The sequence below is a fragment of the Acinetobacter sp. 24-47-47 genome, from assembly GCF_057737035.1.
On sequence record NZ_CM173216.1, the window covers coordinates 2,729,380 to 2,755,512 of the forward strand.

The window sequence follows — 26,133 nt, forward strand, 5'->3', positions numbered from 1 at the left end:
CTTATAATTATTGATTTAATCAAAAGAAACATTAGGTGCCTTTTGTGCACTCGCTTCAGCACTAAAGTTTTCTTTTGCATCCATGCCAATGACTTTCGCAGTTACGACTTGTGGGAATTGACGAACATAGGTGTTGTAATCTTGGACGGTAGAAATATAGCGATTACGCGCAACTGCTATACGGTTTTCTGTACCCTCTAATTGTACCTGCAAATCACGGAATTGCTCATTCGCTTTAAGATCTGGATAGTTTTCAGTCACTGCCAGCAAACGTGATAATGCACTTGTCATTTGCGATTGCGCTTCTTGATAACGCTTGAATAGTTCAGGATTTTCAAGAACTTCTTTATCAACTTTGAGCCCTGCAACATTTGCACGTGCCTCTGTGACTTCAGTTAAAACTTGTTCTTCATGTTTTGCATATCCTTTAACTACATTCACCAAATTCGGAACAAGGTCTGCTCGACGCTGGTATTGGTTTTGTACCTCAGACCATGATGCAGTCACCGCTTCATCTTTCGCTTGAAGTGTATTGTACCCACAACCTGTGAAAAGCAAGGTACTTGATAATGCGAGCACAACAGCTGATTTTTTTAAAGTTTGCATGACATCAACCTCATTATTTATTTGTATTTGTTTAATTAAAAATATTGTATACGCAAATTCAAAATTGAATGTAGCATTTATTTTATGGCTTTAATTTATATAAAAACATTAAGATAAAAAAAGCCACCCTAAGGTGGCTTTTTGTTTGAAATTACTCTTCGTCTTTTTTATCGTCAGCTGGAGGTAAGTCCTTCACAGCTTCAGCAATTAGACCAAACATGTAGTTTCCGTATGCATTAGTTTTATCATAATGGAAACGTAAACGAGGTGTGATACGTGTCTTAATACGACGACTCAGCTCATGACGTAGAAAACCTGATGCTTTATTTAAAACATCTAGAGTATCTTTATTTGCTGCTTCACTTTGCTCATCACCAAGTTCACGCCCCATGACAGTGACGTAAACTTCAGCATAGCCTAAATCTGGGCTCACTTTCACCGCTGAGATGGTCACAAGACCACCTAAGCGTGGATCTTTCAGCTCCTGACGGATAAGTTCAGACAATTCACGCTGAACCGTGTCCGCCATACGCTTAAGACGTTGACTACCCGCCATTAAAGACTCCGTTTAATTAATTGAACATCATAGACTTCGATTTTATCGAGCACTTTGATGTCTTTATAGCCTTTGACTGCAAGACCACATTCCATACCAGCACGAACTTCTTCAACCACTTCTTTATAACGGCGAAGTGATTCAAGTTCACCTTGGAACACAACCACGTCATCACGTAAGACACGAATTGGTTTATTACGGTGTAATAAGCCCTCAAGAACCATACAACCTGCTGCAGCACCAAACTTACTCGAGTGGAATACTTCACGTACTTCAGCCACACCAAGAATTGTTTCACGATGTTCTGGTGCAAGCTTACCACTCATTGCATCTTTCACATCATCAATCAATTGGTAAATGATTGAGTAGTAACGGATGTCGATACCATCTGCGTCAGCTTTTTGGCGCGCTGTATTATCTGCACGAACGTTAAAGCCTAATAAGAATGCTTCAGAAGATTCTGCAAGTGTGACATCAGACTCAGTAATCGCACCAACACCTGAACCAATTACACGCACTTTCACTTCATCAGTTGAAAGTTCAGCCAATGCAACATGAAGCGCTTCCAATGTACCGCGAACATCTGTCTTCAGAACTACATTCACAATCGGCACATCTTTTTTGCCCATTGAAGCCATTAAGTTTTCAAGACGCATTGCAGATTGACGCTCTAAACGTTTCTGACGCTCACGATCCATACGTGCATCAGCCACTTCACGAGCTTTCTTCTCATCGTTAACAACAAGAACTTCATCACCCGCCATTGGCGCTTCTGGAAGACCTAAGATTTCAACTGGAATCGATGGACCTGCAGACTTAATACGTTGACCATTTTCATCAGTCATCGCACGTACACGACCGTAAGATGCGCCTGCAAGAACGAGGTCACCTACTTTTAATGTACCATTTTGAACAAGAATCGAAGTAACCGCACCACGGCCTTTATCAACACGTGCTTCGATTACAACACCTTGTGCCGCACCTTCTTCAGAAGCTTTAAGCTCTAGAAGTTCAGATTGGATCAAGATCAAGTCAAGAAGTTCATCAATACCTGCACCGGTGTGCGCAGAAACCATCGCTACAGGGACATCACCACCCCATTGCTCAGGCACGATTTCTTTAGTTGTCAATTCATTCAATACGCGATCTGGATCAGCAGATTCTTTATCCATCTTGTTGATTGCAACAATGATTGGCGTACCTGCTGCACGAGCATGGTCAATCGCTTCCGCTGTTTGTGGCATAACACCATCATCAGCTGCGACCACCAATACAACGATATCAGTTGCTTTCGCACCACGTGAACGCATCGCAGTAAATGCTGCGTGTCCCGGAGTATCCAAGAACGTGATAATACCTTTATCCGTTGTAACGTGATAAGCACCGATATGCTGTGTAATACCGCCCGCTTCACCTTGCGCTACTTTCGCACGACGAATACGATCAAGAAGCGATGTCTTACCATGGTCAACGTGACCCATGATAGTAACCACTGGTGGACGCGTTGTTTGTGCACCACGTGCTTCTTCAGCCGCCTCAAGCAAGTTATCTTCCGCTTGAGTATCTGATACTAGAACTGGGTTATGACCCATTTCTTCAACCACTAGAACTGCTGTATCTTGGTCGATTGATTGGTTTTGAGTGACAAGCTCACCCATTTTCATGAGTGTTTTAATTACTTCACGAACCTTAATCGCCATTTTTGCAGCAAGGTCAGCAACAACAATAGTTGCACCGATTTCAACATCATAAACTTGCTTTTTAACTGGCTTCTCGAAACCATGTTTATTAGCTTGGCTTGATTTCAAACCACGTTTATGAGAGTTGTCACGGAAAGATTGCTCTTCTTGACCACGACGACCACCTTTCTTAGGAGAACGTGCACCTGGTGTGTTATTACCACGCTTAATGTCACGGTCTTCTTTCGCGAATGAATCTTCGTATGCTTGACCAACAAGACCAGCAGCCAATGGAGAATCATCGACCACACGAATCGTTGCAGTTGCATCTTCATTAGAGTACTTAGAAGCCATCTGACGCATTTGTTCAAGCGTACGTTGTTGTGCTTCTTCAGCTGCTTTACGACGTGCTGCTTCTTCAACTGCTTTTAATTTAGCAGCTTCAGCTTCACGTGCTTTTTTCTGTTCTGCAGTTTCAGTTGGCTTAGTTGCTTGTTTAACAATCGGTTTATTTGTTGACTTGCGCTTAACCACAACCGCAGCTTTAGCAACTTCTTGCTTCTCACTCGATTGTTTCGCTGCAGCACGCATTGCATCTAAGTTCGCTTTCGCTTTACTTACTGCAGGTTGCGCCTTCTCTTCAGCTTGAACTGGTTTAACTTCAACTTTTTGCTGTGCTTTTGCTTCAGTTTCAGCTTTTGCTTTTGCCAATGCTTCAGCTTTAATTTGTTCAGGATCTGGCTTAGTGAACGTATGCTTCTTACGAACTTCTACGTTAATAGTTTTAGCTTTACCTGATGTACTTGCTACTTTTGCAGTACTCGTAGTTTTACGTTTCAACGTGATTTTTCCTGCGCTGCCGCTGTCTTGCCCATGCGCTTTTTTCAAATGAGCGACTAAACGGTCTTGCTGTTCTACTGAGATTGTGTCTTCTGCCTTAGATTGAGGCAACCCAGCATCTCGCACCTGATCTAATAGTTTTTCAACTGGAAGACCTACGCTGACTGCTAACTCTTTAATTGACTTATCCGTCATGTATGACCTCCTCGTTAATTAAACCATGATTCACGTGCTTTCATGATCAATTGACCTGCTTTCTCAGCACCTAAACCTTCGATATCAGAGATATCATCAGTTGCCTGATCTGCTAAATCATCTACTGTGATTACACCGCGAGCCGCTAATGCATAAGCAAGCTCTGAACTCATTCCTTCCATCGCTAGAAGCTCTTCGCTCGGTTCTTGAATATTTTCTTGCTCTTTCAGTGCATCTGCTAATGCAACTTCTTTCGCACGGCTTTGTAAAAGCTCAACCGTTTCTGCATCTAATTCGATTTCATCAAATGTTTCAGCTGGAACGTAAGCAATCTCTTCAAGTGAAGTAAAGCCCATTTCTACCAATGCCATCGCAAGGTCTTCTTCAATATCAAGACGACCTACAAACATATCGAGATATTGCTGTGCTTCATTTTGTTGACGAGCACGGTACTCTTCTTCAAGCATCATATTGAGCTTATAACCAGTTAACTCAGAAGCTAAACGTACGTTTTGACCTTGAGAACCAATTGCACGCGCCAATTGATCGCTTGTAGCAAAAATAATATCTGCTGTGCGTTCTTCTTCATCAATCACAATACCCGATACATCTGCTGGCTCTAAAGCACTTGCGATATATTGAGCTGGATCATCTGACCAAACTACAACATCAATACGCTCACCGTTCAATTCTTGCTGTACAGCTTGAATACGTGTTCCACGCATACCAATACATGCACCAACTGGATCAATACGATGATCGTTCGTTTTCACTGCAATTTTAGCACGAACACCCGGTTGACGTGCAGCAGCTTTAATTTCGATGATTTCTTCAGAAATTTCTGGAATTTCTTTTTTCATCAATGCCATTAACATTTCTGGCTTAGCACGAGAAAGTTGTAGCTGCGCACCACGACCTTCACGGTTTACGTTAAATAAAATCGCATTTACACGCTGTTTAGGACGTAAAATTTCTTTTGCGATCATTTCTTCACGTGCAAGATATGCTTCCGCATTCTCACCGAGGTCAATGATGAAACCATCTTTAGTTTGTTTCTTTACTTCTCCGTAAATTAACTCACCAACTTTAGATTCATATGCATCTGCAATAAGCGCGCGTTCAGCTTCACGAATTTTCTGAACAATAACTTGCTTCGCGATTTGAGCTGCAATACGACCAAATTCAATTGATTCTACTTCAAGCTCACGCACATCACCGATTGACCACTTCGCTGGGTCCACATCAGAAATCGCGTCTTGGCATGCAGGCATTTCATGATCTTCATCTGCTACTACAGTCCATTGACGGAAAGTACGGTATTCACCAGTCTTACGATCGATTTCAACGCGCAACTGTGCTTCTTCAGAATTTGTGCCTTCGTAGAATTTTTTCTTCGTTGCAGCAACTAGAGCTTGCTCGAGCGCTTCGAAAATCGCTTCACGACTAACACCTTTTTCATTACTAACCGTCTCAGCAACGGTAAGAATTTCACGGCCCATAAGTCACCTACTATTCAAATTCTTTTAGTTAAGATTAATTTAGTCTTGGTAGATCAAGTTGGCCTTATCGATATTGTGACTATCGATCTCGAGCACTTGTTGCTTTTCAACTTCAACTTGGATCATTTCATTTTCTACATCTACAGCAACCAGTTTCGCTTGGAATTTACGGCGGTTATCCACTGCAGAAATCAAACGTAAAGCAACTTGTTGACCAATATATGCTTGCATCTGTTCAAGTTTAAAGAAAGTGCGATCCCAACCTGGTGATGAAACTTCTAATGCATATTCACCAGAAATTGGATCATGAACATCGAGGATTGCACCAACTTGTTGGGTAACACGTACACAATCTTGCACACCCACACCACGACCAAGATCAATTTCACCGTCTTCGGAAATAACAGGTTCTTTGTTTGGATCTTCAGGCTTGTCAATGTAGATACGTACTAGCGAACGCTTACCCTGAGGTGTAAATTCTAAACCCCATAGTTCAACATCGCACGCCTCAACAGCGGGTGCGATCAGTTCATACAATGCTTGGGTTTTATTTGATAACTTCATTTACTCTCGTCATTTATGTGCGATTCAATCGGCCAATAGACCGACACAGACTAACTATAGTGATAGCATGATTATTTGACCAATTGATGTCCACACTACACGATAGATAACAAAAAAGGGCGCATTCGCCCCCATTATTGCACAGAAAAGCAATGCCCACTGTGCAAAAAGGCCCACCTAGTTGTGAGCCTCTTTAGAAACTTGGTAGCGGGAGCTGGATTTGAACCAACGACCTTCGGGTTATGAGCCCGACGAGCTACCAGACTGCTCCATCCCGCATCAACGTGCAAAATTATATCTAAATTTGAATCATTTTTCAATCAGAAAAATTTTCTAATTAGACTTGATTAAGTTGCACCTTAATCAAAAGTGGTAGCGGGAGCTGGATTTGAACCAACGACCTTCGGGTTATGAGCCCGACGAGCTACCAGACTGCTCCATCCCGCATCAACGTGCAAAAAGTATATCTCAACTCAAACCTTGTTTAAGTTGCCTATCTTAAGTTTGCATCTTAATTATAGGATTGATTGGTAGCGGGAGCTGGATTTGAACCAACGACCTTCGGGTTATGAGCCCGACGAGCTACCAGACTGCTCCATCCCGCATCAACAGATTTTGCTGCAAACACCAACTTAAACTTCTGGATTATAAGTTGGTGCGGAAGGGGGGACTTGAACCCCCACGCCCGAAAGCACTACCACCTCAAGGTAGCGTGTCTACCAATTCCACCACCACCGCAGCTGTGACGCATTCTAGTGGTTTCAATGAAAAATTGAAAGCGAAATATTCAATTATTCAGCTGGTTTTGGTGCAGTTGATGAAGTTTCAGGCGTTTTTTGATCAACTTGCTCAGTTGTGTTAATCGTTTTCAAACCATAAGCATCTGTCGTTTGCTGCTTTGCAAAGTAAGCCAAACTAATACTTGTAATAAAGAATAAAGCAGTAAGTATCCCAGTTAAACGTGTTAAGAAGTTACCAGAACCAGAAGCGCCAAATACAGTCGCTGCACCGCCACCGCCAAAAGACGCACCAGCATCTGCACCTTTACCATGCTGTACTAGAATTAAAATAATCATCAATAACGCTAAAATGATGTGTAGCACCAGTACAAAAGATTGCATGATGAACTCCTAATTATTTTGATTGGGCAAATGCTTGCGCAATTTGAACAAATGATTCTGCATTGAGTGATGCACCGCCTACGAGGGCACCATTGATATCAGGGCATGCTGCCAATTCAACAGCATTCTCAGGTTTTACACTACCACCATAAAGAATTGCTATGTTTTGACCTTCAGGTGTAATTTGACTCAATCCTTCACGAATTTTAGCATGCATTGCTTGTGCATCATCCGGGGAAGCTGTTTTACCAGTTCCAATTGCCCAAATTGGCTCGTAAGCGACGGTAATATGCACCCATTGCTCTGGATTCACAACACCTGCAATGTCACAAATTTGTTGTAACACCACTCGCTCAGCTTGCCCACTTTCACGCTGTTCAAGGCTTTCACCCACACAATAGATGATATGTAAGTTAGCAGCTAAAGCATTTTTTATTTTTTCATTAAGAATCGCAGGCGTGTCATTAAATATTTCACGACGCTCAGAATGTCCAATTAATACATAATCGACTTGGCTATCCTTTAAAAGATCTGCACTGACTTCACCTGTAAATGCACCAGTACCCGCAATACGAGATACATCTTGAGCAACCACAAACACTTCATGAGCATCTGTTGCAAGTTCATTTTTTACTTGGAGTAAAGCCAATAAAGTTGGCGCAACACCAATTTTACAAACTTCATGAGTGATTGAAGCTTGCTCAAGCTGTTGTTTCAAATCAGCTAAAAGCTGTTGCGTGTTAGCCTGCATTGGGTTCATTTTCCAATTGCCTACAACCCACGGAGTAATTGTCGAACCCGACATAGATCTAACCTTCTATCAAAAATGCGCACATTCTACACGGATTTTAAAAAATTAACGTAAAAATTCAATGGATACAGATTCAGCACCTAGAATTCTTTAAAAAAAGACAACATAAGACACAATATCCAACAGAATAAGTGAAAAAATTCAATTTTTTCATAGTTTTCGGATAATATTAATGATTTTAAGTATAGAATTTTCTACTTATAACCGTATAATTTTAATATTCGAATTATAAAATGAATTTAAGGCGTATTGGGGATGACTTTAGATCAAAGTGGGCCAAAATTTTCTGGGTTAAGTCGTCGTTTGGTTGATGAAGGCATTTTGACCTCCCAGCAAATGCAAAATGCTATTATTAATTCAAAAAAATCTCATCAAAAATTAGTACCTTACCTCGTTGAACATCTCAAAATACGAGCAAGTACGATTGCTGAAATGGTTGCTCAAGAGTTTGGGGAGCCATTGTTCGATTTAGATGCATATAATGTTGAGTTACTACCCAAAGATATCGTTGCAGAAAATCTTGTTACAAAACATGTAATCTTACCTTTATATCAACGAGGTATATCTTTATTTGTAGCGACGAGTGATCCTACAGATATCGAAGCATTGGAAGCAATTCGATTTAATAGTAAATTAAACGTCGTTCCTATTACTGTAGAACATAATAAACTTGAAAAACTGATCGAAAAGCATTTTTCTGAAAATGAGAATTTCAATTTCGGTGATGAAGATCTTGACGTTAACGTGGTCGAGAACGATACACCGCAAAATAATAACGATGATGGTCCTTCAGGTGATGATTCCCCGATTGTTAAGTACATCAACAAGCTTTTGGTTGACGCCATTCGCATGGGTGCATCAGATTTACACTTCGAACCTTATGAAAAAACGTACCGAGTTCGATACCGCGTTGATGGTGTTTTAAGAACTATTGCAAATCCACCATTGCAACTCGCGAATCGATTAGCTTCACGCTTGAAAGTTATGTCTCAAATGGATATTTCAGAAAAGCGTATTCCGCAAGATGGCCGTATTAAGCTTAAATTATCTCGTACTAAAGCGATTGATTTTCGTGTTAACTCATTACCAACCTTATTTGGTGAAAAAATCGTATTACGTATTTTGGATCCGTCTAGTGCAATGCTTGGTATTGATGCATTAGGTTATGAAGAAGATCAGAAAGCTTTATTTCTTGAGGCACTTGAGAAGCCTCAAGGCATGTTACTGATTACGGGCCCAACAGGTTCTGGTAAAACAGTATCGCTTTATACAGGATTGAATATTTTAAATACTGAAAATGCCAACATCTCTACAGCAGAAGATCCCGTAGAAATTAACTTAGAAGGCATTAATCAGGTCAACGTCAATTATAAAGTGGGCTTAAGCTTCTCAGTCGCATTGAAATCATTCCTGCGTCAAGATCCTGATATTATTATGGTCGGGGAGATTCGAGATCTCGAAACAGCTGAAATTGCAATTAAGGCAGCACAAACAGGCCACATGGTGATGTCTACACTTCATACCAATAGTGCTCCTGAAACCTTAACCCGGTTGCGCAATATGGGGGTTCCCTCTTTTAATATTGCAACTTCGGTGAATCTCGTCATTGCTCAACGACTTGCTAGACGACTGTGTGTACACTGTAAAGTACCTGCTGATATTCCTAAACCAAGTTTGTTAGAAATGGGATTCACAGAACAGGATTTAGCAGATCCAGATTTTAAAATTTATCAACCTGTCGGTTGTCCTGAGTGCCGTGATGGTTATAAAGGACGTGTCGGTATTTATGAAGTCATGAAAGTGACACCTGAAATTTCGAAGATTATTATGGATGATGGCAATGCATTAGAGATTGCAGCTGCATCTGAAAGACTGGGGTTTAAGAATCTTCGACGTTCAGGATTAATTAAGGTCATGAACGGACTTACTTCTTTACAAGAAGTGAATCGAGTGACCAGTGAATAATTAAAAATAAGGAAATCATTATGGCGGTGAAAAAAGCACAGATGATGCCAACGTTTGTATATGACGGCGTGGATCGCAAGGGAACCAAAGTTAAAGGTGAAATGCCTGCGCGTAATATTCAACTTGCAAAAGTCATGCTCCGCAAACAAGGCATTACGGTGCGTAGTATCCGCGAGAAGCGCAAGAATATTCTTGAAGGCTTAATGAAGAAGAAAGTGTCTACTTTGGACATCACCATCTTTACGCGTCAGCTTGCCACCATGATGAAAGCAGGTGTACCACTTGTTCAAAGCTTTGAAATTGTTGCAGAAGGCTTAGATAATCCTGCAATGCGTGAAGTGGTTTTGGGTATTAAAACTGAGGTCGAAGGTGGTAATACTTTTGCAGGTGCACTACGCAAATATCCTCAGCATTTTGATCAGTTATTCTGCTCATTGGTAGAATCAGGTGAGCAATCAGGTGCGCTTGAAACCATGCTCGATCGAGTCGCGATTTATAAAGAAAAAAGTGAAGTTCTCAAACAAAAAATTAAAAAAGCGATGAAGTATCCAATTGCTGTCATTGTTGTTGCAATTATTGTGACCATTATTTTGATGGTCAAAGTGGTTCCTGTCTTCTCTGAGATGTTTAGCTCATTTGGCGCAGACTTACCTGCGTTCACGCAACTCGTAGTGGCAATGTCTGAGTGGGTGCAAAAATATTGGTTTATTTTAATTATCGGTATCGCGCTGACCATTATCGGCTTTATTGAAGCCAAAAAACGTAGTCAAAAATTTGCGGATGCATTAGATCGCACGGCTTTAAGGCTGCCTATTTTTGGTGATTTGGTTTATAAAGCAATTATCGCACGTTATAGCCGTACACTTTCAACCACATTTGCTGCCGGCGTCCCTTTAATCGATGCACTCCAATCAACAGCTGGTGCAACGAATAACGTGGTATATGAGCAAGCAGTTATGCGTATTCGTGACGACGTTGCGACTGGTCAACAACTTCATTTCGCTATGCGCTCGACCAATTTATTCCCATCTATGGCTGTGCAAATGGTAGCGATTGGTGAAGAATCGGGTTCACTCGATGCTATGCTAGATAAGGTTGCAACCCATTATGAAAGTGAAGTCGACAATGCTGTCGATGGCTTAACCTCCATGATGGAGCCTTTGATTATGGCCATTCTAGGTGTCTTGGTCGGCGGCTTAGTCATCGCAATGTATCTTCCAATCTTCCAAATGGGTTCTGTGGTGTAATGAACGAAATAATTGCGTATTTAATTCAATCGCCTACAGCACTCTATTTAACTGTAGGAATCATCAGCTTATGTGTCGGCAGTTTTTTAAATGTTGTCATTTACCGCACACCTAAAATGATGGAGCAAGAATGGCGTCAAGACTGTCAGATGTTTTTACATCCCGACCAAGCCATAATTGATGAAGATAAGCTCACGCTAAGTAAACCTGCATCGACCTGCCCGAAATGTAAAACACCTATTCGTTGGTATCAAAATATCCCCGTGATAAGTTGGTTATTTTTACGTGGAAAATGTGGTGAATGTGAAAATCCGATTGGCATTCGTTATCCACTGGTAGAAGTTTTGACTGCTGTTTGCTCATTAGTGGTCGTCGCGGTATTTGGTCCAAGCCTACAAATGCTTTTTGGCTTAATTTTAACGTGGACACTGATCGCACTCACATTCATCGACTTCGATACACAACTTTTACCCGATCGATATACTCTCCCCTTGGCTGCACTTGGTTTAGCGGTAAATAGCTATGCACTCTACACCTCACCTACCTCCGCCATTTGGGGTTATTTGATTGGTTTCCTCTGTTTATGGGTGGTGTACTATTTATTTAAAATTGTGACAGGCAAAGAAGGAATGGGATATGGCGACTTCAAATTACTGGCCGCGCTTGGTGCATGGATGGGTCCATTTTTATTACCGCTCATTGTCCTACTTTCATCCTTAGTCGGTGCAATCATCGGCATCATTTTGATGAAAGTCAAAAAAGAAAATCAGCCCTTTGCTTTTGGACCTTATATTGCGATTGCTGGATGGATTGCATTCTTATGGGGTAACGAAATTATGAAGGTTTATTTAGGGGGTTAAGCTAAAATAAGCCCCATTATGATAATTACAAGGTTTTTTACATGCGCTTTATTTTGGGCTTAACAGGTGGTATTGGAAGTGGAAAAACTGCTGCAAGTCAGTGGTTTGAAACACAAGGTATTACTGTTGTTGATGCAGATATCGTAGCACGTGAAGTGGTTGAAATTGGAAAACCTGCACTACAAAAAATTAAAGATCATTTTGGGGATTGGGTGCTATTGGAAGATGGCGCACTCGACCGCAGAGCGTTAAGAGACCATATTTTTAAACATCCTGAAGCTAGAAAGATATTAGAAAATATTACGCATCCTGCAATTCGCCTATCGATTATTGAACAACTACAACGGGCGACCAGTCCTTATGCCATTTTAGTTTCCCCACTCTTATTTGAAACCAATCAACACCAACTTACTCAACGTACTTTACTGATCGATGCATCCACAGAATTACAAATCTTGCGTGCTTCGCAACGTGATCATCAAGACATTGAGCAAATTAAAAAAATAATGAGTGCGCAAATGTCTCGTGAAGAAAAATTAAAACGTGCAGACGATGTTGTTATTAATGATGGTGAACTTGATCATCTCTATCAACAACTCGCAGTAAAACACCAATATTATCTCGATATTGCACAACAAGCTTAGATTTTAAAAAAGCAGTCTAAGAAGACTGCTTTTTTTGTTGCTCAAGTTTTTGGCTTAGTGCATCTTGGCGACCCAGCCATCGCCATGGTTGTAATGCGCCTATCGCCATACCCAACAACCCAAATAACATCGCAATACTTAAAGGTTCATTTAACAAAGGCACTGCCAAAATTGCAGCTAAAAAAGGCGCTAAATTGGTAATGCTCCCTGCTTTAAAAGCCCCGAGTCTTTTAATCGCTTCCACATAAGTTAAAGTTGCAATAATGACCACAAATATGCCATGAAATATTGTCTGAAACAGTAAATGCTGAGGCTCAGGAGTACTAAGATCTTTGGGTAAAAATAACACGTAAATGGGTACATAAATCACGGCTGACCAGATGGCAACTCCACACATCGCCTGCCATGCACTCAGTTGGAATTTACGCAGTAATACGGTAAATATTGCCCAAAAAATGGCGCTCAAGAAGAATAATCCATCACCAGCACCAAAAGGAATGCCTGATTCACGATACATCAGGAGACTCATAATACCGAGCACGGTGATCATAATGAGCAAACTTGCCCATGTATGACGATCAAAAGCCTGTTTCATCAATATAAAAGCCACGATGGCAGTACAAATAGGAATACAACCATTGAGAAAAATTGCAGCATGCGCAGTCGGTGCATAGTGAAATGCGCTATAAGCCAACAAACAATAGATCACACCACCAATCATTGCCAAAATAAATGGTTCTTTTTTAAGTAAAAAAGAGGCTTCTCTACGATAAAGTAAAATCGGCATTAAGATCAAAAAAGCCAGTGAAAAACGCAGTGCCACAATGTCCCACGTATTGATGTGCCATAGCGCATTTAATCGTGCAGTGAGGGTAAATCCCCCCCAGATGCACATGGTAGTAATAAGAAAAAAATAGCCTTGGGCTCGATCTGAAAGTGCCATCTCAAATTAGGCTTGACGTTGTCTACACGCTTCGTAAAGTGCCATGCCTGTCGCCACACTCACATTCAAACTTTGTAAATTGCCACTCATTGGAATATAAACTTTGTGATCGCATTGCGCCTGAGTAATCGGTCTTAAACCAGTATCTTCAGCACCCATAATCACTGCGACAGGACCAGTCAAATCACATTCGTGAATAGGTAGAGCATGCTCATCTAACATCGTGCCAATCACTCGAACATTAAAATCATCTTTGATTTTAGCTAAAGTACGAGCCAAATTCGTCACTTGGATAAATTTAACTTTCTCTGCACCACCAGCAGCAACCTTACGAGCCGTTGGTGTTAAGCTCGCAGAACGATCACGAGGAACAACAACCGCGTGTACGCCCATGGCTGCCGCAGTTCGAATACACGCACCCAAATTATGCGGGTCCGTCACTTGGTCAAGCGCCAGTAAAAAAACATTGTCTGTACTTTTGATTAATTGCTCAAGATCATTTTCATTCAGCGTTGGATGAGGACGAACTGCAGCAACGACACCTTGATGAAAAGGTTGTCCAGCCAGTTTTTCAAGGCTGTCTCGGCTCGCTTTTTGAATACTAATTCCGAAAGGTTCAGCCAACTCAAAAATACGTTTTAAACGTTGATCTTCACGACCTTTTAGTGCAAATAGAGTCAAAACGCGTTCAGGTTCTAACTCCAACAATGACTCCACAGAATGAACGCCATAATAATATTCGGGTTTAGCCATGAACGACCTCAACTCACTAAGACAATACAATAATATAGAAAAGAAAAATCCCGCAAAGCCAACTTTACAGGATTTTATATAGCGAATAGTTTAACCGATTTGACCATTGAATGTTGGTCAAATTTTTTTTTGGTAATTAACCTTCGAAATGACAAACGTAGTCTAATACGTCATCTGTTTCGATTTTGAAACGGCTCTCACCAGGCACGTAAAACGACTGCCCTGCACGGAAAAGCTCATGTTCTTCATTGTCTGCAATTGTGACACGACATTCACCAGAAATAATTTCCATACGCTCTGGTACATGTGTTTCAAAAGTAAGCGGTTGTTCCGTCGGTAGAATAACCCCAAGTGTTTTTTTCGTACCGTCTTCAAATTGAACAGTGTGGCTAATACACGTCCCGCCAAAATAAACATTTGATTTTTTTACAACAGATACATGATCAAATTGTGATGACATGCGTATTCTCCAAATAATGCGCATTTTATAAATTTTAATTGCCGTAGTTTAATTGCGCTCGAGCAACTAATCAATCAGTGTTTTGCAATGGTTTTTATAAGCAACTTTTGTTCCCTATTGATGAAATTTAAAGATTTTTTTGATTTCTTCTATATATCTTTTGTACACAGGTAAAAGAATATATTCAGTCACTAGTAATCAACCTAATTTCAGTTAAAATGCAAACTAAAAGTTCTCATATTCAAATGTCGTGACTTGAGACTAAAACAAAATTTCTCTATCTTAGAATCCACACTTTCGCAGCTCGGATGCGTTTATGCTGACACACCTTAATCTGATCAACTTTGCTTTAGCCGATAACTTAGCCATTGATATTGATCAAGGTTTCAATGTTCTTACGGGTGAAACTGGTGCAGGTAAATCTTTATTACTCGATGCATTATCAGCGTGTTTAGGCGAGCGTACTGATACGAATTACGTTCGTTATGGTTCAGATAAGGCTGATGTTACAGCCGTATTTAGTTATCAAGATCAAAGTCCTGAAGCTGAATGGTTAAGCACTCATGAGCTGGCAGATGAATCGGGTGAAATTCACCTAAGACGGGTAATCTTTGCTACAGGTCGTAGTAAAGCTTGGATCAATGGACGTCCAAGTAGTCTGTCAGAATTAAAGGAAATTGGCAGACTCTTAGTCCAACTTTACAGCCAACATAGTCAGCAACAATTGTTAGAACCGCCCTATCCAAAACATTGGTTAGATCGTTACAGCAACTTTGGTCAACATACGCTTGCTGTCAAAGACAGTTATAACGCATGGCAAAAAAATATCCGACAGCATCAAGCTGCGCTTGATGCACAGACCACCCGCCTTCAACGCATTGAGACAATTAATCTTCAATTAGAAGAATTAGAAGAAGTGGTTCGACTTGACTATAAAGAAATTGAACAAGAGTTCGATCGCTTAAGTCATCATGAACACATCATGCAAGATTGTAGTTATGCAATCAACGTTTTAGATGAGTCTGATCAAAATATCACTCAGGAAATTTCAAGTATTATTCGCAAGCTTGAATCTCATGCAGGTCGTAGTGATTTACTCTCTGAAATTTATAACTCATTATTAAATGCGCAAAGTGAACTCGATGATGCCAGTGCGAATTTAAAACAATTCATTGACCGTCAGAGTTTTGATCCTGAACGAATGGAAGAGTTAAACACACAACTGGAAATATTCCATCGTTTAGCGCGCAAATATCGAGTACAACCCGAAGATTTAAAATCAGAATACGAACATTGGCAGGCAGAGCTAGAACAATTACATCAGCTTGAAGATCCAGAGACTTTGGCTGAGCAAGTTGAAATTTCACATCAACAGTTTATAGAGAAAGCTCAATATCTAGATGATATCCGTCGTAAAGCAGCAGAACCCTTAGCCAAACTCTTAACAGAACAAGTCAAGCAACTGGCTTTACCAGAAGCTCATTTTGAATTCCGTTTTGATCCTCTGGAGCAACCTTCATCTGAAGGGTTTAGTTTTATTCAATTATTGTTCACAGCAAACAAAGGGATCCCACCTCAACCGCTTGCGAAGGTTGCGTCTGGTGGTGAATTGTCACGTATTGCATTGGTCATGCAAGTCATGAATGCAGAGAAAACCGAAGCTGAAGTACTCGTTTTTGACGAAATTGATGTAGGTATCAGTGGTGGAACAGCTGAGATTGTCGGTCGCTTATTGGCTGGATTAGGTCAACATGTTCAAATTCTATGTATTACACATCAAGCCCAAGTTGCAGCGCAATCGGACCAACATTTGTTAGTGAAAAAACTGCAAACAGACCCTGCTAGCAGCACTATCGTTGAGCTTGATGAAGATCAACGGATATTAGAGCTTGCTCGCATGACTGGTGGTGTCGAAATTAGCGAGACCACCCTTCAACATGCAAAACAATTAAGACAATTAAAGTTTCAGACCAGCACATCTTGATTATTTTAAAAGGATTGTTGAAAACCCATAAGTCTAGTATGTTGAAGTAAAGTGATACTCAAACATAGGAGAAGCCATTAGGTGAGTAAACAATTTCTAACGCACCGTTGCCTGATTGCCCCACCTGATTTAGCAGATGATTTCTTCGCAAATAGTGTGGTCTATATCGCGCGTCATGATCATGAAGGTGCGCAGGGAATTATGATCAATCGTCCAGCTGGGATTCAGGTTAAAGAACTCTTAACAGATCTTGATATCGTTGCAGATCATGTTCACCCACATGATGTCTTACAAGGTGGTCCTTTACGACCAGAAGCGGGTTTTGTACTTCATACAGGTCAACCTACTTGGCATGCGTCCATCGCTGTAGGTGAAAACCTTTGTTTAACAACTTCAAAGGATATTCTTGATGCAATCGCACACAATGAAGGTGTTGGTCGCTATCAAATTGCTTTAGGCTATGCAAGTTGGAGTAAAAACCAGTTGGAGCAAGAAATCGCTCGAGGTGACTGGCTCATTTGTGACTCTGATATGGATTTGATTTTTAACTTACCCTATGACGATCGCTGGGACGCTGCCTATAGAAAAATGGGGGTCGATCGTACATGGCTTTCATCTGAGATTGGACATGCCTGATTCAACTACCGCTCAACTCATTATGGCCTTTGACTTTGGCACACAAAAAACAGGAATGGCTGTAGGATCGTCTATTATTGAAAGTGCTACCCCACTTTCACTTTTACCGATGAAAGATGGCATTCCCAATTGGGATGATCTTCTCAAAATTGTAAAACAGCATTCTCCAAATCTGTTTTTAGTCGGGCTACCACTGAATATGGATGATAGCGAATCGGAACTATCAACACGAGCACGTAAATTTGCCCGTCGTTTAAGACACCAAACCAATATAGAAACATGGATGGTGGATGAGCGATTAACAACTCGCGAAGCGCGTGATGAACTCGATCATTATCAGGTGCAAGGGCGTGGAAAAAAGTTGTCCGCAGACAGCTTGGCAGCCGCTTTATTTATTGAAAGTTGGTATCGTAATCCTCAAGGTATTCAACCTTAAAAGAATACTTGCCATTTCATCTAGGATAAAAATAGCGAAAGGTTAAATTGATTCTAGGCTCTAATACTTTGGTTGATTTCGCTAAAGTGTGTTTCCAAAAACGCTGTGTTTGACCTTTCATCACAATCAACTGTCCTGATTGTAGATACATTTCCGCAGTATGAATTTTATCACGATGTTTAAATCTAAATTTTCGGGTTGCACCGAGACTCAGTGAGGCAATGACGGTCTCGCCATGTTCAGGATCTCTTAATGCAGCCTCATCATCACTGTGCCATCCTACACCTTGAGTTCCATCTTCATACAAATTGGCCAAACAAGAATTAAATTGAACTCCTGTTATAAGTTCAATTTTTTGCTTGAGTGCTAATAATTTCAAATCCCAAATCTGTGCTTGTTTATCCATTCCTGAATAGTGATATTGATAGTTTTGGTCACCATACCATACGACTTTACGACCCGTCTTAAAATATTGGCCGTATAAAATCACTTCATCCTGTTTCCAAGCCAAACCTTCTAAAAAATAATCGAAATAATCCTGTGATTCAGCATGAGTAAGTATAAGGCCGTAATCTTCTACAATCCCATCACAAGGTAGGAGATTTGAATTGGGTTCGGGTGCAAACAGCTCAAAGTTCATAACCAATTTGCCATGAAAATATAACCGTATATTAGCTGAATATTTCAACTGACAAATTGAAACATTGTGAACGCTTGTGACACTGGACAATCAAGCTTAGACTGGCATAAATCTAGACAATAAAAACAATCGCTTATGAATTTATGGCAACTTTTTCTAAAACTTAAACCTTTCGTTCGACCTTATCGCTTTTTAGTGATTGCCACTCTCTTTCTTACGCTCATCGGCTCATTCACAGCTCAAGTGAATGCACTCACTTTGCAGTATGCGGTTGATGAAATTAATGCGCTGGTTGAGAATGGCTTTGGCTTAGCCGAAGGCTGGAATATCCTGATTACCATTACAGCGATATTATTGGGTAAAGAAGTGATTAATGCTTTTGTCCAATTCGGACAAAAGTTTTATGGTGAAAAACTTAGAATTTTTATTTCACAAGATTTAGCACAAGGCATCATTGAAAAATTTCTGACCTATAGATTAGCTTTTTTCAACGAAGAGAATAATCAGGCGGGAAAATTACAAACACGAATCGATCGTGGTATTGGCTCTCTGACTCGTCTAGTTCAAATATTCTTTATTGACATTTTGCCGTTATTTACCAGTGCGATCGTGGCTTTAGGATTAATGTACTACGCCAACTTTTATGTTGGCTTGGTGGCGACCACTATCGTTCCAATCTACTTCTGGTTAACTTATAAACAAGCACAAAAACTCGGAGGCTGGCGTCGAAATTTACGTGATGGTCGAGAAAAGAAAAGCCAAGGTATCCTCGGAATTATTAATTCAATTACGGTTATCAAATCTTTCAACCGCGAGTCAATAGAATCAACCAAACAACTCAAACTACAAAAAGAACTCACAGATAATCAAATGCAAACCCGTCAAGTCAGCTTTTTATTTGATGGGTTAAAAACCTTTATTGAACAAATAGGTATTGTTTTAATCATCATCCTAACTGCGTATTTTGTGCTTGATGGTCAGATGAGCATCGGTATGATCATGTTTCATGTACTGTTGTTCAATAATGTATCCGCGCCAATTCGCTCCTTACATCGTATATATGATGAAGTGAATGATGCCATGATCTATTCAGAAAGCTTCTTTAAAATTTTAGAAGCAGATGATCAAATTGAGCCTACAGGTCAACTCAAACCGCAAATTCAAGGAAAATTTACGCTGAAAAATGTTGAATTCTTTTATCCAAATGGTCACCACGCACTAAAGAATATCAATATGGAGATTCGACCCAATAAAATTACTGCATTAGTTGGCTTATCAGGTGCGGGAAAATCAACCTTAATCAGTCTTTTAGATAAATTTTATGAACCTAATCAGGGGTGTATCGAACTCGATGGCATCGATCTCAATCAAATTGATACACAATATTTGAGAGATCATATTGGATTAGTCCTACAAAAAAATCATATTTTCCAAGGGACTATTCTTGAAAATATTCGCTATGGTAAAACAGATGCTACTGAAGAAGACGTGATCATTGCTGCTAAAAAAGCATCCATTCATGAGCAAATTTTACAACTTCCAGATGGCTATCATTCCGATGCATTGCAACTCTCTGGAGGACAACAACAGCGTATTGCGATTGCTCGTATGTTCTTGAAAAATCCACCGATTATCTTTTTAGATGAACCGACAGCGAGTTTGGATGCCATTGCTTCGGAACAAATTAAACAAAGCCTTGATGAGATTAAACAAGGACGTACTGTCATTATTATCTCGCACAGCCTGTCGCAAATTATTGATGCGGATTACACCTATGTCATGAAAGAAGGCGAAATTGCCGAGCATGGAGAACATGATGCTCTTTACCATCAAGACGGTGTATATAAACAAATTTTTGATGCGATGGCTAAAAGTTTGAATATCGAAAAAATTGCAAAAACTTTTGAAGACGATGGGGATGAGGAAACCCATAGTTAAAGTTTAATCTAGGTAACCTTGGCATTGAAGCAGTTGAATCAACACACAGTCATCTGCTTCATAGAGCTGACTTAACTTCGTGTAAGGATCACCATCGAGCGCTAATATTTGTGCAAATGCAGGTTCAGTTTTTATATCTTTTTGCTTAAGGCGAATGATTTCCTGTTTAAATTGGTCATTTGCCAAATCTAATATTCTATGTTCAACGTAGAAGTGCTGGAATCCCACCTGCTGATGAATTGGTGTTGTAGAACAAAATATCTCAATTGACCAAGCACAATATTCGAATCGGCAAATCCAAGTATCACGTTCAAAATAACTTCGCTCAATGCACCATGCCTTATAGGTTTGAAATAATTTTAGTGTTTCAATCAAATGATTCTCTTGCTCAATCGGATAACTACAAATGTGGTCGATATCACTTTGTGCTATTGCAATTCCTAAAGGTGGCGTACCGACCACTGTAACTTGATACCGCTTGAGTATTTCCAAAAGGTTTAAGTCATCAATGACTTTTTGAAAGTGTATTTTTTTCATTGTTATTTTTAATCTCTAAGATGATTCAACTTTAAAGCGGTTGAATCTCCCAATATGAATTACTTTAACCCTCAGCAGAAAAGCTTAAGCAATTAAGGTTATTTTTGATTTTCGATAACATCTAACGTATAAACAGTTTTAATATAATTTCGATACTGCGTTGAATAAGAGATTTCCAAACAACGCATAAGGTATGCTTTCTCTTTTGAATATTGATAGCTGCCTAACGCTTCTTTGAGCGCTTGATCAATATAATTTTGCACTTGTTTTGCCGCCTCATGGCTATGCTCACCGAGTTGAAAATATCCACCTCTCGCAATATTTGCTTCATTTGCATAAATCTCGGAATGAGATAGACAATACGCGATTCCATCATTATGCAAATACTCTTGTGCCCTTGATAAATCATCCGCATAAATGCTTGAACTCGACAAGATACTCAAAGCAATAGCAAATTTACTTCTCATTTTTTAAATCACGTTCTCAACGAAATAAAAAAAGCGCCTTTTGGCGCTTTAAATACATTAGGGTTGTTTTAGATATGGCCATGCCGCTCTTAAATAAATAAACATGGACCACAGTGTTAAAATTACAGCGGTATATAACAAACCATATGCAACTAATTCAAGTGGTTTCCAATTGAGTAAGAACACGGAAATAGCAATCATCTGAAAAGCTGTTTTATATTTGCCAACCGTAGATACAGCTACATTGGTACGTGCACCGAGCTCAGCCATCCACTCACGTAAAGCAGAAACGGTAATCTCGCGTGAAATAATCACAATCGCAGCAAAAGCCATCGAAATTGTAGGTTGCCATTGCACCAAAACAATCAATGCTGCCGCGACCATTAATTTATCCGCAACAGGATCTAAAAAACGTCCGAATGCAGAAGTCTGATTCAATGTTCTTGCCAAGTAACCATCAAACCAATCTGTGACAGCAGCAATCACAAAAATTGCAGTCAGAATGATATGACGCGTCATACCCCCTTCATGCCCACCCACACCAATCGCAGGAGGCCAATAGGCAATAATTAAAAAAACAGGTATTAACGCAATACGTGCTAGCGTCAAGATATTTGGTATATTCAGGATGCGACCTGTAGACATAGACACCGCCAGTTTGCCCCAATTACAGCTAAAATTTGCAATAAAAACTTGAGCTTTGATTCTTTAATCCGCTTACTTTAAACGATTCACTACCCGCTGTCGACTAGGCAAAAATCGCGACAGTCTGTCTACAAATTGCAACGAGACGGTCATTATGGTCCCAAATATGGGCATATTCAGTAGAATAACCATGCGCAGAATGATCTGTAAATACTTTATATTTAAACCAATCTCGTCGGTCAGCTTGAATAGGTTCTAACAGCGTCACATACCAAGAAATTGAACTTCCTGGTGCTGGTTTTTTTAATATAGGAAAAATTCCTGCAGGCCAAATATCTAACATTGCTATAAATTCAGGCATGCTCAGCGGACCTGCTTCAAATCTAGATTCTGCATATCGAAACCACCCACCAAAATCGGGCTTTTCAGCAGCCGTACAAGGGTATTTCCCTTCAGCCCAAATCAGATCATAGTTCTGATAGCATTGCGGCATAAGAGGATGATAAGGCAACTTAACTAAACTTTCAGGCGAATCATACTGTGGTGCTGTGCGAGTTTGATCCATATTCACAACTGATTCACGGTCTGAACCAAAACTTGCCAGCAGAATTCCCTGTACAGCATCATCCTGCCAAATCCGAGCCTCAATATTAGTCACAGATTTACCTTGCCTTAAAATTTCCACTGTCACTTTGACTGGCTTTTCCTGAACAGGACCCACAAATACCACACTGGTGCTCAATAATCTTTTTTGAGGGTCATGAATCATTTGTGTTGCTTTGTGTAGCATCATCGCCGTGGTTAAACCACCAAAAATGGTACGACCTTGCAACCAACCCTCAGGGATCCCCACCCATTCTTGTTGATCAATTTCTTGAAATACCTGTCCAAATGACATGTGCAACCCTTTTATTTTAAATTTCTTATCGCGCTAGCATGCTGAATTTTCAGATTGAGGTAAATGATCAATGACTCGCAGGTCAATGATCATTTTGGCAAATTGATATGCATGATTACTCATGCAAGATTTTGTACACAGTCCGAGCGAGATTTGCACCAAAACCTGGGACTAAATTCAGATCCTTTTCAGAGGCTTTTAATACCCCTTGAATCCCACCAAAATGTGTTAATAAATCACGGCGACGTTTTGGTCCTAGCCCTGGAATAGCTTCTAAAACTGACTGCCCACGACGTTTATCGCGCTTGGCACGATGTTTAGTAATGGCAAATCGATGCGCCTCATCACGAACCTGTTGAATTAAATGTAGCGCTTTATGGTCTTCAGGCAGTTGAATCTTTGTACCATCAGTGAAATGTAAGGTTTCCAAACCAGGCTTACGCCCTTCCCCTTTTGAAACCCCCACCATGAATGCATCCAATCCAAGATCTTGCATGACCTGCATTGCCATATGTAATTGCCCTTTACCACCATCGATGAGAAGCAAATCTGGCAGCATTGCTTTCTTATAGCGTCGTGTTAAAGCCTGACGCATGGCAGCATAATCATCACCGCCAGTGATATCTTCGATAGCAAACTGACGGTAATCGCGCTTGCGAGCCCCTCCACTATCAAAGACAACACAAGAAGCGATCGTTGCTTCGCCCATCGTATGGGATATATCAAAACATTCGATACGATCAATTGGACGTCCGACCACCTCTTCTAACTGATGAAAACGTTCATTCAATTCATAATGGTTAGCAAGTTGTCCTTTAATGGCATGCTGTACATTCATGGTCGCAAGCTCGAGCCATTCTGCACGGGTTTCTCGAACTTTTGATTTAATCAGAATTTTTTTGCCAAAATTTTGTTGTAGTGCCTCTTCTATGTCTTTCTTGTCTGGCAGCTCTACGTTGACGATTAATTCTGTTGGAATCTCATCGGCAACTTGGAAATAAAAGTTCGCGATAAAATCTGCCAGCATTTGTCCCAAATCATCGCCCAACATATCTGGGAAATAACTTTTTCCTCCCAACATCTTGCCATTACGCACATGCATAATCTGAACGCACGTTACCCCCGCTTGGTATGCGATCGCCAATATATCTGCTTCACCTTTGACTTTATAAATCGCTTGTTGCGTTTGGACATCACGCAATAATGCCATCCGATCACGATAAAAAACGGCTTTTTCAAATTCAAGAGCTTCTGCTGCCGCTTCCATTTTGGCAATTAATTCTTGATTAAGCTCACGTGTGTCCCCTTGTAAAAAACGAATAGAGTTATCAACATCATCTTTATAATCTTCAGGTGATATCATACCCACACATGGAGCTGAGCAACGTTTAATTTGATACTGCAAACACGGTCTTTTACGTTGCGCAAAATAACTATTTTCACATTGGCGGACATTGAATAATTTTTGTAAGACCACCAATGTATCACGTGCATTATAAGCACTTGGATAAGGTCCAAAAAATTTACCTGCTTGATGTTTCCCCTTACCACGACCTGCTGCAATACGTGGATAAGGCTTATCACTGGACACAAAAATATAGACGTAAGATTTATCATCTCGCAGCATGATGTTATACGGCGGTCGATGAAGCTTAATTAAGTTTTGTTCAAGAAGTAATGCTTCCGTTTCTGAGCGGACCACCATGGTTTCAATATCATGAATGCGGGCAACTAAAGCCTGTGTTTTGGGATGCTCAATGGTTTTAACAAAATAGCTAGAAACACGATTTTTTAAATTCTTCGCTTTTCCCACATACAACAACTCTCCATCTTTACCTAACATGCGATAGACACCAGGCAAAGTCGTAAGATTGGCTAAGATTTTTTCAATGTGTTCACGTGCGTTTTCGTTCACAAGCAGCCTTTAATGTAGAGTCAGTCATTCATGCAACAGCATGAGCTTATTGTGATGGTAACGCGCTCTATTTCAAGTGCATTTCGGTAGACGATTTTAAAACCTTGTTGATCCAACAGTTCAGGGCAATGATCGCAGATTTTATAATCAGCTGATTGTTAAAAAGTCTGAGTTGTTAAATTCAAGTTTGATATGCTTTTCAACTGATTCATTCATGGATGCGCCAACATGACTGCGACCGATCGTGCTTTTCACGCCATACAACCTGCACTCTCATCCCATAGTCCTTCAGAAAAAGATCGACTCATTGGAAAGTCTCGCTTTCATTTTGAACCAGCCAAAGTGATGCAGTTATTGCGTGATCGTATCATTGGGCAAAATCCAGCCTTAGATGAAATCGAAAAAATGCTTCACGTGGTCAAAGCTGACTTTTCAAGTCCTGAACGCCCTTTGTCCGTCACCTTGATGCTTGGACCAACAGGTGTTGGTAAAACAGAGACTGTTCGTTTGATTGCTGAAGCGATTTATGGTCGTCCTGATGCATTTTGTCGTATCGATATGAATACACTGGCTCAAGAACATTATGCAGCCGCTTTAACAGGCGCTCCGCCTGGATATGTCGGTTCGAAAGAAGGTCACAGTTTATTCGATGAAACTGCGATTAATGGCTCTCATACCCGTCCTGGCATTATGCTGTTTGATGAACTTGAAAAAGCCTCTCCCGAAGTGATTCGTGGCTTAATGAATGTGTTGGATACAGGTCGTCTAACCCTTACTGCTGGAACAAAAACGATTGATTTTCGTAATTGTATGATCTTTATGACCAGTAATGCAGGAGCACGCGCAGCACAACAATATTTAGATAAATTAAATGTTTTACCGCAAAAACTTCAAAATCTATGTTTAAAACGCCTACCCACGAAAGCCATTATTGAAAAAATACTGCATCGCAGTTTTGATCCCGAATTTCTGAATCGAATTGATCGTGTCCTTCATTATCAACCTGTTCAAGATGATGCACTCCCTAAATTGGTTGATATTGAACTGGAAAAACTCAATATTCGTTTGCAACATCAAAAACGTCAGGTTCATTTATCAGACCTTGCCAAAGCATATTTCTATCAGGGTCATGATATCCGCTTTGGTGCACGTCATTTAGCACGTAAAATAAGAACTGAACTAGAACCCATTATTGCGATCTACTTTCTAAAGCATCCAGATCAACTTCATCTCAAGCTGGATTGCAAAGACGGTCAGCTCACGATCATCAATTAATAAAAAAAGCCCATTATGG

25 protein-coding genes and 4 tRNA genes are annotated in these 26,133 nt (G+C 40.3%); 9 read left to right on the plus strand and 20 right to left on the minus strand.

The features are described from left to right. Positions 1-15 precede the first annotated feature (15 nt). The 11 genes from AC1M9E_RS12790 to tpiA all read right to left on the minus strand — a co-directional run bounded on the left by AC1M9E_RS12790 (position 16) and on the right by tpiA (position 7,865). The gene (locus tag AC1M9E_RS12790; RefSeq protein ID WP_488224850.1) at positions 16-606 is read right to left on the minus strand and encodes a LemA family protein; all 591 of its coding nucleotides are present in this window, start codon (positions 604-606) and stop codon (positions 16-18) included. A gap of 151 nt (positions 607-757) precedes the next feature. Continuing rightward, positions 758-1,162 (minus strand): ribosome-binding factor A, encoded by a 405-nt coding sequence (locus tag AC1M9E_RS12795; RefSeq protein ID WP_035266025.1) that lies wholly within the window; start codon positions 1,160-1,162, stop codon positions 758-760. After that, positions 1,162-3,876: a translation initiation factor IF-2 gene (gene infB / locus AC1M9E_RS12800; protein WP_180028666.1), complete on the minus strand. Its 2,715-nt coding sequence runs from the start codon at positions 3,874-3,876 to the stop codon at positions 1,162-1,164. The genes AC1M9E_RS12795 and infB overlap by 1 nt, the downstream gene beginning before the upstream one ends. Positions 3,877-3,890: 14 nt before the next feature. Then, a complete protein-coding gene (gene nusA, locus AC1M9E_RS12805) occupies positions 3,891-5,375 on the minus strand; it encodes a transcription termination factor NusA (protein WP_035266021.1) in 1,485 nt (494 codons plus the stop codon). A 39-nt stretch (positions 5,376-5,414) separates the two neighbouring features. Then, positions 5,415-5,939: a ribosome maturation factor RimP gene (gene rimP / locus AC1M9E_RS12810; RefSeq protein ID WP_035266019.1), complete on the minus strand. Its 525-nt coding sequence runs from the start codon at positions 5,937-5,939 to the stop codon at positions 5,415-5,417. 202 nt (positions 5,940-6,141) lie between these two features. Continuing rightward, positions 6,142-6,218: transfer RNA gene (locus tag AC1M9E_RS12815), tRNA-Met, on the minus strand. A gap of 91 nt (positions 6,219-6,309) precedes the next feature. After that, positions 6,310-6,386, minus strand: a tRNA-Met gene (locus tag AC1M9E_RS12820). 81 nt (positions 6,387-6,467) lie between these two features. After that, positions 6,468-6,544, minus strand: a tRNA-Met gene (locus AC1M9E_RS12825). Between the two features lie 48 nt (positions 6,545-6,592). Next, a tRNA-Leu gene (locus AC1M9E_RS12830) sits at positions 6,593-6,677 on the minus strand. Positions 6,678-6,730: 53 nt separating this feature from the next. After that, entirely contained in the window at positions 6,731-7,060 is a 330-nt protein-coding gene (gene secG, locus AC1M9E_RS12835) for a preprotein translocase subunit SecG (RefSeq protein ID WP_488224851.1), read from the minus strand. 13 nt (positions 7,061-7,073) lie between these two features. Beyond that, positions 7,074-7,865 (minus strand): triose-phosphate isomerase, encoded by a 792-nt coding sequence (gene tpiA / locus AC1M9E_RS12840; protein ID WP_488224852.1) that lies wholly within the window; start codon positions 7,863-7,865, stop codon positions 7,074-7,076. 261 nt (positions 7,866-8,126) lie between these two features. On the opposite strand from tpiA, the gene pilB reads away from it, so the two are divergent. Genes pilB through coaE form a run of 4 tightly spaced genes read left to right on the plus strand, consistent with a single transcriptional unit; the run spans position 8,127 to position 12,587 of the window. Further along, positions 8,127-9,836, plus strand: coding sequence for a type IV-A pilus assembly ATPase PilB (gene pilB, locus AC1M9E_RS12845; RefSeq protein WP_488213421.1), 1,710 nt, complete (start codon positions 8,127-8,129; stop codon positions 9,834-9,836). Positions 9,837-9,856: 20 nt separating this feature from the next. Continuing rightward, positions 9,857-11,083 carry a type II secretion system F family protein gene (locus AC1M9E_RS12850; protein ID WP_035266014.1) on the plus strand — a complete coding sequence of 409 codons (1,227 nt, stop codon included), beginning with the start codon at positions 9,857-9,859 and terminating at the stop codon, positions 11,081-11,083. Continuing rightward, positions 11,083-11,943, plus strand: coding sequence for a prepilin peptidase (locus AC1M9E_RS12855; protein WP_035266012.1), 861 nt, complete (start codon positions 11,083-11,085; stop codon positions 11,941-11,943). The genes AC1M9E_RS12850 and AC1M9E_RS12855 overlap by 1 nt, the downstream gene beginning before the upstream one ends. Before the next feature lie 41 nt (positions 11,944-11,984). After that, positions 11,985-12,587 (plus strand): dephospho-CoA kinase, encoded by a 603-nt coding sequence (gene coaE / locus AC1M9E_RS12860; RefSeq protein WP_481607256.1) that lies wholly within the window; start codon positions 11,985-11,987, stop codon positions 12,585-12,587. Between the two features lie 16 nt (positions 12,588-12,603). Here the strand turns inward: coaE and AC1M9E_RS12865 are convergent, their stop codons facing one another. The 3 genes from AC1M9E_RS12865 to ppnP form a co-directional block, all read right to left on the minus strand. Further along, positions 12,604-13,530 carry a DMT family transporter gene (locus AC1M9E_RS12865; RefSeq protein WP_092766655.1) on the minus strand — a complete coding sequence of 309 codons (927 nt, stop codon included), beginning with the start codon at positions 13,528-13,530 and terminating at the stop codon, positions 12,604-12,606. A 6-nt stretch (positions 13,531-13,536) separates the two neighbouring features. After that, positions 13,537-14,283 carry a 23S rRNA (guanosine(2251)-2'-O)-methyltransferase RlmB gene (rlmB, locus tag AC1M9E_RS12870; protein WP_035266007.1) on the minus strand — a complete coding sequence of 249 codons (747 nt, stop codon included), beginning with the start codon at positions 14,281-14,283 and terminating at the stop codon, positions 13,537-13,539. Positions 14,284-14,419: 136 nt separating this feature from the next. Continuing rightward, complete coding sequence (gene ppnP, locus AC1M9E_RS12875; RefSeq protein ID WP_092766653.1) at positions 14,420-14,743, minus strand: pyrimidine/purine nucleoside phosphorylase; 324 nt, start codon at positions 14,741-14,743, stop codon at positions 14,420-14,422. Between the two features lie 316 nt (positions 14,744-15,059). On the opposite strand from ppnP, the gene recN reads away from it, so the two are divergent. From recN to ruvX, 3 genes are all read left to right on the plus strand, one after another. Further along, positions 15,060-16,727, plus strand: a complete 1,668-nt coding sequence (recN, locus tag AC1M9E_RS12880) for a DNA repair protein RecN (RefSeq protein ID WP_481607255.1) — start codon at positions 15,060-15,062, stop codon at positions 16,725-16,727. Between the two features lie 81 nt (positions 16,728-16,808). Further along, on the plus strand, positions 16,809-17,363 hold the full coding sequence (locus AC1M9E_RS12885; RefSeq protein WP_035266003.1) for a YqgE/AlgH family protein: 555 nt from the start codon (positions 16,809-16,811) through the stop codon (positions 17,361-17,363). Continuing rightward, positions 17,356-17,799, plus strand: a complete 444-nt coding sequence (gene ruvX, locus AC1M9E_RS12890; RefSeq protein ID WP_481607254.1) for a Holliday junction resolvase RuvX — start codon at positions 17,356-17,358, stop codon at positions 17,797-17,799. Before AC1M9E_RS12885 ends, ruvX begins: the two co-directional genes overlap by 8 nt. A 16-nt stretch (positions 17,800-17,815) precedes the next feature. Here the strand turns inward: ruvX and AC1M9E_RS12895 are convergent, their stop codons facing one another. Beyond that, a complete protein-coding gene (locus AC1M9E_RS12895; protein ID WP_180028657.1) occupies positions 17,816-18,439 on the minus strand; it encodes an alpha-ketoglutarate-dependent dioxygenase AlkB family protein in 624 nt (207 codons plus the stop codon). Between the two features lie 135 nt (positions 18,440-18,574). Between AC1M9E_RS12895 and AC1M9E_RS12900 the strand changes: the two genes are divergently transcribed. Beyond that, positions 18,575-20,377, plus strand: a complete 1,803-nt coding sequence (locus AC1M9E_RS12900; RefSeq protein WP_481588591.1) for an ABC transporter ATP-binding protein — start codon at positions 18,575-18,577, stop codon at positions 20,375-20,377. Between the two features lie 3 nt (positions 20,378-20,380). Here AC1M9E_RS12900 and AC1M9E_RS12905 read toward each other — a convergent pair whose 3' ends face one another. The 5 genes from AC1M9E_RS12905 to uvrC all read right to left on the minus strand — a co-directional run bounded on the left by AC1M9E_RS12905 (position 20,381) and on the right by uvrC (position 24,839). After that, a complete protein-coding gene (locus tag AC1M9E_RS12905; RefSeq protein WP_481607252.1) occupies positions 20,381-20,914 on the minus strand; it encodes a DUF4269 domain-containing protein in 534 nt (177 codons plus the stop codon). Positions 20,915-21,012: 98 nt separating this feature from the next. Continuing rightward, a complete protein-coding gene (locus AC1M9E_RS12910) occupies positions 21,013-21,381 on the minus strand; it encodes a T6SS amidase immunity protein Tai4 family protein (protein ID WP_488224853.1) in 369 nt (122 codons plus the stop codon). Between the two features lie 57 nt (positions 21,382-21,438). Continuing rightward, positions 21,439-22,026 carry a CDP-diacylglycerol--glycerol-3-phosphate 3-phosphatidyltransferase gene (gene pgsA, locus AC1M9E_RS12915; protein ID WP_035265993.1) on the minus strand — a complete coding sequence of 196 codons (588 nt, stop codon included), beginning with the start codon at positions 22,024-22,026 and terminating at the stop codon, positions 21,439-21,441. Positions 22,027-22,129: 103 nt separating this feature from the next. Continuing rightward, positions 22,130-22,924: an acyl-CoA thioesterase gene (locus AC1M9E_RS12920; protein WP_035265992.1), complete on the minus strand. Its 795-nt coding sequence runs from the start codon at positions 22,922-22,924 to the stop codon at positions 22,130-22,132. Between the two features lie 115 nt (positions 22,925-23,039). Continuing rightward, complete coding sequence (uvrC, locus tag AC1M9E_RS12925) at positions 23,040-24,839, minus strand: excinuclease ABC subunit UvrC (protein WP_180028652.1); 1,800 nt, start codon at positions 24,837-24,839, stop codon at positions 23,040-23,042. A 228-nt stretch (positions 24,840-25,067) separates the two neighbouring features. Between uvrC and AC1M9E_RS12930 the strand changes: the two genes are divergently transcribed. Next, positions 25,068-26,114: an AAA family ATPase gene (locus tag AC1M9E_RS12930; RefSeq protein WP_180028651.1), complete on the plus strand. Its 1,047-nt coding sequence runs from the start codon at positions 25,068-25,070 to the stop codon at positions 26,112-26,114. Positions 26,115-26,133: the final 19 nt, after the last annotated feature.